Annotated in this window: 9 protein-coding genes; 3 read left to right on the top strand and 6 right to left on the bottom strand. The window is 39.1% G+C overall.

Annotated features, from left to right (window positions below; all coding sequences use genetic code 11):
* Window positions 1–40: 40 nt before the first annotated feature.
* From LQ227_RS09265 to LQ227_RS09285, 5 genes are all read right to left on the bottom strand, one after another.
* The gene (locus LQ227_RS09265; protein ID WP_230149124.1) at window positions 41–2626 is read right to left on the bottom strand and encodes a phosphoenolpyruvate carboxylase; all 2586 of its coding nucleotides are present in this window, start codon (window positions 2624–2626) and stop codon (window positions 41–43) included.
* Between the two features lie 261 nt (window positions 2627–2887).
* Complete coding sequence (locus LQ227_RS09270; protein ID WP_230142915.1) at window positions 2888–4435, bottom strand: DHA2 family efflux MFS transporter permease subunit; 1548 nt, start codon at window positions 4433–4435, stop codon at window positions 2888–2890.
* A 7-nt stretch (window positions 4436–4442) separates the two neighbouring features.
* Window positions 4443–5522 (bottom strand): HlyD family secretion protein, encoded by a 1080-nt coding sequence (locus LQ227_RS09275; protein ID WP_230142916.1) that lies wholly within the window; start codon window positions 5520–5522, stop codon window positions 4443–4445.
* 8 nt (window positions 5523–5530) lie between these two features.
* On the bottom strand, window positions 5531–6850 hold the full coding sequence (locus LQ227_RS09280) for a TolC family protein (protein ID WP_230142918.1): 1320 nt from the start codon (window positions 6848–6850) through the stop codon (window positions 5531–5533).
* On the bottom strand, window positions 6847–7473 hold the full coding sequence (locus LQ227_RS09285) for a TetR/AcrR family transcriptional regulator (protein WP_230142921.1): 627 nt from the start codon (window positions 7471–7473) through the stop codon (window positions 6847–6849). Before LQ227_RS09285 ends, LQ227_RS09280 begins: the two co-directional genes overlap by 4 nt.
* Before the next feature lie 116 nt (window positions 7474–7589).
* Between LQ227_RS09285 and LQ227_RS09290 the strand changes: the two genes are divergently transcribed.
* The 3 genes from LQ227_RS09290 (at window position 7590) to LQ227_RS09300 (ending at window position 11058) form a co-directional block, all read left to right on the top strand.
* Complete coding sequence (locus LQ227_RS09290; RefSeq protein WP_230149126.1) at window positions 7590–10094, top strand: glycoside hydrolase family 9 protein; 2505 nt, start codon at window positions 7590–7592, stop codon at window positions 10092–10094.
* 73 nt (window positions 10095–10167) lie between these two features.
* On the top strand, window positions 10168–10353 hold the full coding sequence (locus LQ227_RS09295) for a hypothetical protein (protein WP_025141696.1): 186 nt from the start codon (window positions 10168–10170) through the stop codon (window positions 10351–10353).
* Window positions 10354–10488: 135 nt separating this feature from the next.
* The gene (locus LQ227_RS09300) at window positions 10489–11058 is read left to right on the top strand and encodes a DUF2911 domain-containing protein (protein WP_230142925.1); all 570 of its coding nucleotides are present in this window, start codon (window positions 10489–10491) and stop codon (window positions 11056–11058) included.
* A gap of 194 nt (window positions 11059–11252) precedes the next feature.
* On the opposite strand, the gene LQ227_RS09305 is transcribed toward LQ227_RS09300, so the two are convergent.
* Entirely contained in the window at window positions 11253–11717 is a 465-nt protein-coding gene (locus tag LQ227_RS09305; protein WP_230149128.1) for a nuclear transport factor 2 family protein, read from the bottom strand.
* Between the last annotated feature and the right edge of the window lie 66 nt (window positions 11718–11783).

Raw genomic sequence — 11783 nt, forward strand, 5'->3', positions numbered from 1 at the left:
GACCTTGGATTATATTTCAAAACCTGAAGGTTTCGCTTAATTAAGCCAAATTCCTACCCGCATTTACAATACCGAATACCGTTCTTACCGCCAACTTTTCTAAAGCATGCTGATCTTTCTCGTTCTGATCGTGTTGCAGTTTTTCTAAAGCGAAATGCTGAATCAATACCAATGGCAAGATGATTTTTTCGCGGGTGGCGATTGATTTTTTATCTACAGGATAATTAGCCATTAATGTTGGCTGTCCGGATAGTTTTAAAAGCATCTCCTTAGCTAATTCGAATTCGTTATGTAATTGAGTCCAAAAAGCACCAAACTCCTTATCTGCGGCCAAATGCGCTGTAATGGTAAAATCTGATTTACTCATGCTCATCATACAGTTATCTACAATCGTTTTCAGATAATCAGAATCTTGATAAACTTTAAGCACTTTATCCCAATTCCCAGCTTTTTCCTGATTTTTTAAAGCTGTTCCCATCCCATAGAAACCCGGAACATTCTGTTTCAGCATACTCCAGGCGGTAACAAAACTGATTGCCCTTAAATCTTCGAGTTTCATTTCGCCTCCACCGTTTCTTTTAACCGGGCGGCTACTAATGTTAGCTTGCGACAATAGTTTTAAAGGAGATAATTTCTCTAAATAACTCACAAATAATGGGTGCTCGCGCAAGTCGACAAAAGCCTTGTAGCTTTCTTCAGCCATTTCGTCAAGCAGCGTTTTATTCTCAGAATCTAACAGAATATTGTGTTTCTCTTTTAATCCGGAAGTAAGTCCTGCATTGATTAATTGCTCGATATTAAATTCAGCACTTTCTATCGAACCATATTGAGAACTGATGGTTTGCCCCTGAACGGTTAACTGCATGTTCTTGTTCGCAATTTCCTTACCCATAGAAGCATAAAAACGGTGTGTTTTACCTCCACCGCGTGCAGGCGGACCACCACGGCCATCAAAAAATGCCAGCTGAATGTTGTGTTTTGCAGAAACCGCAGATAATGATGTTTTTCCGTTAAAAATAGACCAATTGGCCATTAAGTAACCACCATCTTTGGTGCTGTCAGAATAACCAAGCATAATATCCTGCTTATTTCCACGGCTGGCTAAATGTGCCTTATAGAATGGATTACTATAAAGCGTATCCATAATTGCAGCTGCTCCCTTTAAATCGTTAACGGTTTCAAAAAGCGGCACAAAATCAATAGTCAACGACTCTTTACTCCAGCCATTCCAAAGGAAAAGCTCAATCAATTGCAAAATATCGCTCGCTTGCTGGCAATTACTGATGATAAAACGGTGACAAGCTTTTTCGCCATTACGTCTTTGAATGCCTTTAATTTCTTTGATTACTTCAATGGTATCTTTTGTCAAAGCATCAGGCTCACTGGCGTAAACAACTGTTGCCTCTTTAAAAGAAATCAAAGCTAATTTCTCTGCTTCCGAAAGTTTATCATAATCGGCAGGATACAGCGAAGAAATCGGCTTATTTGCGCGGCAATAAGTATGCACGTTTCTGAGCACGCGGCTGTCCTGACGAATATCTAGCGACGCAAAGTAGTTACCATATAAATCTATCTTACGGATCAGATCATTAACCAGGTCAACAAATAAACCTTCATGTTCGGCTAACAATGTTTCTTTAATTTTATTCAGGTTATCCCTTAGTTCATCAGAAATATCATGAAGTTCACAGGTCTGGTCGAAAGCATTCAGATACAGTACATCGTGCAGTTTTGCGATATTTTCTTCAACACCTCTAAAGGTGATACGGCGTTTAATTACCCTGAAATCGCGGTAATAACAACGGAAAAGGATCTGGCGCAACATTTTAGAAACTTCCAAGGTGGTATCAGCATGAATGTTCGGATTTCCATCTCTATCTCCCCCCGGCCAGAAACCCAGCTCTAAAATTTTCTTGGTCTCCAGGTTGTATTCATCAAGGTTCTGGTCTATCTCTTCCTGAATATTCGCCGCAGCAAAATAAAATGTATTCTCTAAAAACCAAGCCAGGTTTAAGGCCTCATCAACCGGGGTTGGCGATTTTTTATTAAAAAACGGCGTTTTACCCAATTGCTGCAATAAAGAGTTCATCGAAGTAAGGTCGTTATCACGAATGGCCTTGGTTAAATCGGTAATAATGGCCAATACACTTCCAGGATAAAACTGGGTTGGGTGCGCGGTTAAAACCAAACGGAGCGAAAGTTCATCAATCAACTTCTCAATTTTTGATAACATCGGTTTGTTATCGGCATTCTTTTTTAAGATAAATGCCAATGTACTCTGTTCATCAGTTGTATTTAACTTGGTAAAAGAAGCATCTTCTACGGCATCAAAAAGTACCACCTGCCGTTCGATATACTGGATAAAACGGAAAAGCAGGTCAACAATATCCTTAGGGTCGGTATAACTGGTATACTTGGCAAAAAATTCCTCGATAATCTGTGCAGGTTTTTCTCCGTTTGCAATGCCTTCTTCACAGCTCTTAAAAAACAGCGGAAGCAATGTTCCGGTATCTTTAATTTTGTAGAAAGGCAAGGTGAGAAATAAACTGTTAAATAGTTCGAATTTTGAGATTACCTCATTATTAAAAATAGATTCTCGTTGCGTAGTTAAACGAAGTTTAGGCATAGCTTATGCAATAGTTTTGTATACCGTAATACTACAAAAAATGCGTAAGGTATTAAAATTCTAAGGCTTACAATTTGGAAAATTGTAGAATAAATTTTAATTTTAGAATCTTATTTGGCCACTATGTGGTTAAGTAAGAACATTTGCAATGTTTAAGGGCATTGCATTGATTGTTAATTTTTTGGGTTAAAACAGCCGATGTAATAAAATACACCGGCTGTTTTTGTTTTTTGCCATTTTTAGGGCATTTCTTTGCAAATTTTAGTGCGCATCTGTCACAATGTTTGCATTCTTCTTAAATTTCTGAAGATACAACAAAGGTATAGAAAACAACATGATCAGTCCTGCAACCCAATAGGCATCGTTATAAGTAAGCAACATAGTTTGTTTGGTTACCGCACCCTCTATTGCTTTCATTGCCATTAATTTTGCATCCATAAACGAAGCGCCTTTAGCCATAAAATTACTGGTTAAGCCATTTACCCGTTGCATAAATGCAGCGTTGAATTCGTTTATGTTCGCCAACAGATTGCTTCTGTGAAAACCTGAACGTATATGGATCAAGGTGGTTAACGCAGCGATTCCGAAAGAACCACCTAATTGTCTGCTCATATTGTTTAATCCAGAACCTTGTCCAATTTCAGGGCCAGATAAATCCTGCATAGCCAATGTTGTTAACGGAACGAATAGCAAAGCCATTCCAAACCCTCTGATTACCAAAGGCCAGAAGAAATCGCCCGTTCCAGATGCCAATGTTGATTTACTCAACATCCAACAGAAAACGAAGAATAAAAACATCCCACCTGTAGCCATAAACTGAGCTGGTACGCCCTTCTTAAGCATTATACCAATAAACGGCATCATAGCAATGGTACAAATACCTCCGGCAATAAATAGCTTTCCGGTTTGTAACGGCGTAAACCCTAAAAGATTTTGGGCAAAAACCGGAAAAACAAATACAGATCCATAAAGTCCGAATCCTAAAATAAATGACGTAAACATTCCGATAGAAAAACTTCGTTTCTTCATGATCTTAAGGTTTACAATTGGATGGTCGGTACTTATTTCTCTCCAGATAAACAGAAGCAATCCAAAAACCGATAATACAGCCAAGGCGACAATGTAAGGTGTAGAGAACCAATCTTCGCTTTCACCTTTTTCTAATAAGGTTTGTAAGCTGCCTACTGAGATTGCCAATAATGCAATACCCCACCAATCAACGGGTTTTCCTTTTCCATCTTTCGGTGTCTCTCGGATAAAAGTTATGGTACAGTAGGCCGCGAGGATTCCGACGGGAATATTTACATAAAATATCCAAGGCCAATCTGCTATCTCCAAAATATAACCGCCAATCGTTGGACCCACGGTTGGACCAACAACGGCACCTAAACCAAATAATGCAGTTGCAATACCCACATCTTCTCTTGGCCAGGTTTCGATCAAGATTGCCTGAGCGGTAGAAATTAAACCGCCACCGGCTACACCTTGTAAAATCCTGAACAAAATAAGCTCGTTTAATGAAGTTGCGTTACCACACAAAAATGAAACGAGTGTAAAAACAATAATTGAGGTTAAGAAATAATTTTTACGCCCGAAACGACTGCCCAACCAGCCCGACATAGGCAGGATGATCACGTTCGCAACGGCATAACCAGTAGATAACCAGGCGATATCCTCAAGGGTAGCGCCCAGGTTTCCCTGTATTTGAGGGATTGCCACATTTACAATAGTGGTATCAATCAGCTCCAACAAAGAAGCTGTGATTACCGTAAACGTAATAATCCACTTTTTTAAACCTACTTCGGCCATTTTAATATTATTTAGTAGATACTGATGCTTTAACGCTCATTCCTGGGCGCAACTTAGCCAACAGTTCTTTTGATGGATGGATTTTGATTTTTACCGGAACACGCTGTACCACTTTAACGAAGTTACCAGTCGCATTATCGGGAGGTAATAAAGACCCTTTTGCACCAGTAATCGGAGAGAAATTATATACTTCGCCTTCAATTTTTTCGTCTGGATAAGCATCAACCTCAATTTCTACTTTAGAACCTTCTTTAATTTTCTCTAACTGCGTTTCTTTAAAGTTTGCCGTTACATAAATGCTTCCGTCATTCACGATAGAGAATAAAGATTGACCAGCCTGAACCAGTTGTCCTTTTTGAACATTCTTTTTAGATACAATACCGGTTGCGGGGGCTTTAATATCAGTATATGATAATTGAAGCTTTGCAAAATCGATATCACTTTGACGCTGGCTGATTACATTGCTACTCACTGCCAACTGCGATTGTGTAGTACCAACTTGTTTAACCGCAGCATTATATTGATCTTGTGCCGCACGATATGCTGCCAGAGCAGATTGTCTGGCCGCTTCTGCTGATTCCTTACTCGCCTTAGCCTGATCGAAAGCTTGTTGAGTGATTGAACCGTCTTTCACCAGGTTTTCGTAACGATTGTAATCTTTCTGCGCTAAATTTAATTTTACATTTGCAGCTTCAACATTTGATTTTGCAGCATCAACGTTTGCTTTTGCAGTACCGGTATTTGCCTGGGTAGCTACAATTTGCGATTCGGCAACACCAACACCCGCACTTGCACCTTTCTGTCCAGATTCTGCCTGCTCCAACTTAACTTTGTAGTCTTTATCATCGAGCTTCACCAAAACCTGTCCTTCGGTTACATGTGTATTCTCTTCAAAATTAATCGCTGCAACATAACCACCAACACGGGCAACAACAGGACTGATATCGCCATCAATCTGAGCATCATCCGTATCTACGTGTTTGCTATAATAATTCCATTCTGTAATCCCGAAGATTATGCCTATTACTAGTAAAACACCTAAAATGATGGGTACTACTTTGTTCTTTTTTTTCTTTTCAGTTGTCATTGCTGTATTTATTGCGTTATTTTTCCTGTTGATTTTAATAGGGTATAGTAAGCCAAACCTGCGTCTGCCTTAGCTATCTCTAAGTTAATTTTTGCCTGGTACAATAAGGTTTCAGCATCGATACGATCGGTAACCGAAGCCACATTGTTTTTGTATTTAGATGCCAATAACTTATCATTTTCTGTTGCTTGTGCAATTGAAGTTTCCAATACCTGGATTTTGTTCATCGCCACCTGGTAACCTTGAAAGTTTTTGTTGATATCTGTTTTTACCTGATCAGACAAAATGTCTTTCTGAATGGTGATTGCACTTTTCTGAACCTTCGCTTCGCTTACCTTGTTCTTGTTTGTCCAAAGGTTGCCGAAATTCCAGGAAACCGTTGCGCCTAATGTAATGGGCATTAAATACTGGTTGGTTGGCGGGATAAAATTGCCGCTTGGATTAATGTAATATAAGTTTGCACCAACACCAACGGTAGGCAATGTATTTGCCTTGATTGTTTTAATGTTAAAATCGGCAACTTTGTTCTGCACATCAAGTTGTTTTAACTCCTGGCGGTTAGCCATTGCTTGATTAATGTATTCATTTAACGAGCCTGGCGTTTTTAAGCCAGCCGTTGGGTCAACAATTTTAACTTCAGTATCTTCTGGTAAACCCAACAAGATATCCAGGTTATAATTAATCACTTTACGGTTGCTCTCGATATCCATTTGTGTTAGCGTAACATTTGCCTGTTGCAATTGGAAACGCAACACATCGTTTTTAGTTACAATGCCTTGTTCGAAGAAACGTTGTGCCTGTTTAATCTGTGCAGCAATTGATTCTATATTCTGATCAACCACTTTTCTGCTCTGCAATACTTTGTATAAAGCGTAATAGGTATTAATAACAGCATAAGTAATTTCCTCTTTGCTTTTATCCGCATCTAAACGTGCCACATCGGCCAATAATTTGGTCGATTCTTTTGCATATCTTAATTTACCTCCACCGTACACCAATTCTTGTACCGCTGCCGTTCCTACAAAAGCATCGGCTCTTTTAGGCAAGTGGAAAGACGATTCGCTACCGGGTAATGTAAAAGTAGTGGTTGGTATTTCAGCGTGATTGTACATAAAACTTGCGTTTGCCGTAGGCAAAACATTGTCTTTTACAACCTCCAGCTGTGCAACAGCCTGATCGATCTTGTTTTGAGAAAGTTTTAAGTTTTTACTATTGGCTATGCCAAGTTCTATTGCCTGGTTGATATTTAATTCTTTCTGGCTCTGTGCAAATAAAGCTGTCGGAATTAATGATGCCGCAAGCATTAATCTTATTGATCTGGGTATCATTTTTTTGTTGTTAAATAAACTGTTGTTAGATCTTGTAAGTGAGCAATTGTCCGCTCCTTAATCATTTTTTTATCTTTCGGATTGTTCAAATCGAAGTTGGAGCACGATATCACCTTGTGGGGAGCAATAACAATGTTAGTTATGGTGCCCATAATGGTGGCGATTACCATCCGAACGTCTACCTTGTTAAAGGTCCCATCTTCAATCCCGTCTGTAATAATGCGATCGATAAGCTGCATGTTGTGGCTCATGGCGTCTTTTATCTTATCGTACATTTCTGGCCTTTGGGTTAAAGAAAGCTCTCTGTGCATCATTTTATGAAATGCCGTGTTATTCAGTATTCTATTTACATAGCCCTCTATAACCCTGTGCAATTTTTCTAATGCCGAAATCTTATCTTCATTGATGATTTTTAACTGAGAAGCAAAACCTGCAATGCGCTCGTTCATGATCTCTACAAAAACCCCTTCCTTAGAACCGAAATAATAATTTATCATCGCCATGTTTGCTCCAGATTCCTTGGCAATCTGGCGGGTGGAAGTACCTTCGTACCCGGTCTCGCAAAACAGCTTTTCAGCTGCCTCGAGAATGGCCTGTCTTTTATCTACTTTTTCTGTTTTCATTTCTTTTTGACGGCACAAAATTAATCAAACGATTGATTAATTTCCAAATGTTTACCTACTTCTTTTACATTATCTTGATAAAACCCTATTTTTAAATGAAATAATCATCAGTCACAATGAAAAATAAGTTCTTTTTAGCCTCAACTTTCTCATTTGCCCTATGGTTCTTTTGTTCATTTATTGGTAGCCAGAGAAAAATCCAACAGAGTTGGATCAGAATTAATTTGCTCGGTTACCCCACCGGGGGCATTAAAGTTGCGGTATGGGCAAGCAAAACAGGCGAAATTCCTACCCAATTTGAAATTATAGAAAAGGAAACCAATAAAATTGTTTATACCTCGACCAATATTAAAAACTTCGGCAGCTATGGTCCTTTTAGTCAAACTGCCCGATTAAATTTTAGTGATTTTAAAAGCACAGGGCGTTTCTACCTCAGGGCAAATGGTATTGTTTCTCCCCTGTTGTTGATCAATAACGATGTGTACAAAGGTGCAGCAGATTTCTGTTTACAATATATGCGCCAGCAACGGAGCGGTTTTAATCCGTACTTAAAGGATAGCTGCCATACCCACGATGGCTTTGTTTTATATGGCGCCAAAGCTGGCATTAAAGACAGTACACATTTTGATGCTTCTGGTGGTTGGCACGACGCCAGCGATTACCTCCAATATTCAACTACTTCGGCAAATGCAGCCTATCACCTACTAATGGCCTATCGCGACTTCCCTCAGGTATTTAGCGATAGGCAAACGGCAAATGGTTTGGATGGAAAAAACGGCCTTGCTGATGTTCTGGACGAAGCTAAATGGGGATTGGATTGGCTGTTGAAAATGCACCCACAAAAAAAGATCATGTTCAACCAACTGGCCGATGACCGTGACCACATCAATATGCGGATTCCAAAAGAAGACAGTCAATATGGAAAGGGTTTTGAGCGCCCGCTCTATTTTATTACCGGCGAGACACAGCAACGGGGCAAATTTATGAACAACACCACCGGTACCAGCTCTACTGCAGCTAAATTTACGAGTGCTTTTAATTTAGGATCCGTTTTATTTAAAGATATAGATCGTAATTACGCCGAATTACTTGTTAAAAAGGCCAAAACAGCCTATAAATTTGCATTACAAAAACCCGGGGTAACGCAAACAGCCGCTGTAAAATCGCCGTACATTTATGCTGAAGACAACTGGGTTGATGACATGGAGCTGGCCGAAACATCATTCAATTTCGGAAGAGAAAAGATCGATCAAAAGAAAATAGCACAGGCCTTAAGCTACGCCCAACAAGAAAGTATCACGCCCTGGCTACAAAAAGACACCGCAGCGCATTATCAATATTATCCTTTTATCAACCTTGGTCATTACGAAATCGCTAAGCAAGATTCAACAGACAAAACAGCCATCAACTATTATCAACAAGGCATATCGCAAGTTTGGAGCCGTGCGAAAAACAATGCCTTTTATCGTGGTATTCCTTTTATTTGGTGCAGCAATAACTTAACGGTTGCCTTTGCCATGCAGTGTAGCTGGTACTCGGCACTAAGCGGCGATAAAACTTATGCGGAACTGGATCAGGCTAATTTCGACTGGCTTTTTGGCTGTAACCCCTGGGGAACGAGCATGGTTTATGGCTTACCTCAATGGGGAGATACACCAAGCGATCCGCACTCGGCTTTTACCCATTTAAAGAATTACCCCATTAACGGCGGATTGGTTGATGGACCTGTTTATACCAATATTTATAAGGGTTTAATCGGGATCAAACTCAATGACGTTGATGAATATGCTGACTTTCAGAGTGACCTGGCCGTTTACCACGATGATTATGGAGATTATAGCACCAATGAACCTACAATGGACGGAACGGCATCTCTTATTTACTTATTAGCGGCAAAAGAAGCACAGGCTAAACCCTTACCCAACCATAAAACTTATAGCCTGGGTGCGAACATTCGGGGCGATTCTACCCAAAAGAAAATCTACCTGGTTTTTACAGGTGACAAATATGCAGATGGCGGCGAAAAAATAAGCAAGGTGCTGGCACAGGAGAAAGTTAAAGCATCCTTTTTTCTTACCGGAAATTTTTATCGGAATCCTAATTTCCAGTCATTGATTAAAAAACTAAAAAACGACGGGCATTACCTGGGTCCACATTCTGATAAACATTTATTGTACTGCGATTGGAATAAACGCGACAGCCTCTTGGTTACAAAAACAGATTTCGAAACCGATTTAAGCAACAATTATCAGGCAATGGCCGGTTTTGGGATTAACAAAGAAGCGGCGGGCTATTTTTTGCCGCCTTACGAATGGTACAACCAAACCATAGCCAACTGGACCAAAGCGCAAGGCTTACAATTGATTAATTTCACTCCTGGAACACGCGCTAACGCTGATTACACCTACCCCGAAATGGGAAAAAGTTATCGGTCGAGCGATGAGATATATAGGTCGATTACTACTTTTAACGAAACAAAAGCCAATGGTTTAAATGGTTTTATCTTGTTGTTGCACATCGGTACCGATGCCAGAAGAACTGATAAATTTTATAACAGGCTGGCAGAATTGATTACTTATCTGAAAAAGGCTGATTATAAATTGGCTAGAATTGATAATTAATTAGAATATTGGCTACAATGACAAATTAAAATTTAAAATAAATATTAACTTTGCCTCCAAATAACAAAAAAACATGAGTGTACAAGAGAACAGCAGCAATAATTTCAACTGGTTATATTATGCTTTAGGTTTATTCTTCGGAGTTTTAACTGGAGCAATCATTACGCAAAACTATATTTTCGCTTTGTTAGGTGGTGTTTTAGGTTTGTTAACAGCAGGCTTATTTTTAAACGCTATCGTAAAAGGAAGAAAATACTAGTTTTTAGTCCTTTTATACAAATTAGATCCTTTTAAGGATTAAAAATTTAATTCCACAGCACATGAGGCCGTTATGATTTTACCGATAGCTGTAAAATCATGATTGCTCATCGCTACTGAAAACAAAAACCTACAAATGAAAAATATCTTCATTGTTGTTTTCGCTCTTCTTTGTTTTAGCGCAAAGGCTCAACAGGCCCCTACCGCTGAAGTAAAATTTCCTGTTGCAGACCCAAGTCCTGCAGATATTGTTTATTTTCCCCTTAATGCTCCAAAGGCAAAGGCTGGAGATCCAACAAAACCGGTTATAAAGATTGTTTATTCGCGCCCACAGAAAAAAGGACGTGATATTTTTGGCGTTTTAGAACAGTACGGAAATGTTTGGCGTTTTGGTGCCAACGAAAGTACAGAGATTCGTTTCTTCAAAAAAGTAAGCATTGGCGGTAAAAAAATCAAAGCAGGTACCTATAGCTTATTCGCTATTCCAAACAAAGATACCTGGACGATTATTGTAAATAGCGAAACCGATAAATGGGGTGCTTTTACTTACAATCAGGCTAAGGATATTGTTCGTGTAAATGTTCCGGTTAAAACCTTGGCTAAACCGATCGAATATTTCTCCCTAACCTTTGCAGAGATTACTGGAGGCGCTAATCTGGTTATTGGCTGGGATAGAACGCAGGTAGAATTACCAATTAACTTTTAAGTCGAAAAGAAAGAAAAATATAAAGTCCAGGTTTTGCCTGGACTTTATATTTTAATCGCTTTTTATCTTCTTGCACCTATTAAACAGATTATAAAAATCAGTTGTCATTTCGACTGAAGCGCAGTCCCGAACATTGGGAGATAAACCTTTTACTTTTTAACGGAAGCTGGCCAACGCGAAAAAGGGCTTTAAGGTTAATTTGAAACGAGCTTTTTAGCCTCGCTTTCGCCAGTGATGAATACTTTGTAAACCTGGGTAATTTTCCATTCGCCTTCTTTATCTTTCTCGATGATCACAAAGTTTTGTTGTGCGCCATCAAACAATTCGTAATTAATATCTACGCGTGCAATTACCAGGGCATCGGTTTCAGAAACAATTGAAGAGCTGATGTTGCAGTCTTTCTGAATTACGCCTTCATTTTTCTTCATTTGATTTAACACATCACTTGCTTTATGTTTAATTACCCTCACATCTCTATTCGACGTAAAAACAGCATCCTCACTTAAAACAGCTCTTAACTTTTTATAGTCAGAATTCATATAGCTGTCCATATAATAATTGATAACCGATTTATGGCTTGCGGTTGGTTTTTCAGCTGCAAAAACATTATTTGTGATTGTAATACCTAGTAATAAAATCACCAAAGCTTTTAGTCTCATAACTATCTGTGTTTTTTTATTAAAGGTCGGCTGGAATAAAAGAAAATAATATGCCGATAACACCAT

The organism is Pedobacter sp. Bi27 (assembly GCF_918698255.1).
Taxonomy (GTDB): domain Bacteria; phylum Bacteroidota; class Bacteroidia; order Sphingobacteriales; family Sphingobacteriaceae; genus Pedobacter.